This window comes from Cyanobium sp. NIVA-CYA 375 (genome assembly GCF_056108345.1).
Genome location: NZ_JBSYHW010000212.1, coordinates 1 through 1,377 on the forward strand (window position 1 = coordinate 1; position 1,377 = coordinate 1,377).

The 1,377-nt window shown below is 49.5% G+C and carries 1 protein-coding gene; it reads left to right on the forward strand.

The genetic code is table 11. The features are described 5' to 3' along the window. On the forward strand, positions 1 to 1,010 hold a 1,010-nt coding region (locus AC01FP_RS17620), incomplete at its 5' end, for a hypothetical protein (protein WP_474482022.1). Positions 1,011 to 1,377 lie beyond the last annotated feature (367 nt).

Here is a 1,377-nt window from a genome sequence, read left to right on the forward strand (position 1 = left end):
CTTCTCGGCCAGAGGACGTACTGACCAGAGAAGTGCCATTTTCTTCAAAGTACACAAAAGAAACCCTTCATCTTGGCAATAGAGCACGCTCCTTCTCGATATGGATTACCAAAAGCGAAAATGAACGCAAGGCAGTCTGCGCAATGTCGCTGAAAGGGATTTCCTCTGCTAACAGAAGAGACTTCACGGGCCGAATCATCTTTGACTCCGTCGCCTTTATTGCATCATTGTCCGGTGATGCCGCGCTTGACCACTCGAGCCTCTTAGAAAGTGAGGCGATTGCGACCGGCTTGGCACAGGCCGCATGCAACACAAGAGCAACATTTGACGACTTCGCCAACTTGGAAGACTTCGAGAGAGATCTTTATCCTTTTTCGGATGTTGATGCTTTCTACGCTGGTTTAGTCTCGCCAACTAGCAATGCGAGGTCGAATGGAGCAAGCAAGTCTGACCTTGGCGCCTCCGATTACATGGGCAGGCTACTTACTCATGTTGGCATTCCATACAAGGTAGTGCTTTTAAATAGAAAAGGTCAAGCGGAGGCGTGCTCTGATCCCATTAATGCGGAAAGCCCTGCTAATTCTCGCTGCGACTCCAGCATCCCTTTGATGGATGCTCTTGTTCAGGAGGCCGAGAATGCTGCGATAGGGATGGAGGACGGGCTAACAGAGCTATCACGCCTCTTTGCGCCACTCAAAAGATTAAATGCATTTCTAAGCGATGTTAAAAGGAGCAATCCACTCTCCGGTCGAAAATCAAGTAGATCTGCTGATTCTGAGAAACCAGTTTCAGGCCCAGCACCAGTGGAATCTGAATGGACCTTGCTCCGATGCTCTAGTGGGGCGGAAATCGAAACTTTGGAAAAGATAATCGCTGGAATCTTCAGAGCTGCCAGTGAGTCACGTTCGGTCGCATTGGGATTGCTGGTTGGAGACGAGGGAATTCCTGAGATCGTGGAAGGAAATGGTAGCCCCCCTCCGTCCTTGGTTCTAATCTCCATTCGGGGTTGACTAGGGTCGAGCCAAGTGATCACTGACAAAAGTCTCGATAGCTCCACACCTTGATCGTGACCTTAGGGTCTTGAAGTAGCGTAAGTTTGGCTGGGAAGGATAGTGCCACGATCCCAATCCCATGATCTGATCTGAGATCAATTTTCATACTATTTGACCGCTCTCATTATTCCTTACGCCATGGGAGCATGTGCATATGGAGAGGATATTTGAGCTGTCTACAAAATGGGCAACTGAAGATCCGTGAACGTCAGCGCTCTCTGTTGATTATTCAACCTGCGGCCTGAGCTCGGTGACTTTCAGGAAAGTTGTCACTCCTTGGCTGCCATTCAGGCGGCCTTGATTAAGGGTAGCGCCATGAGCGGAT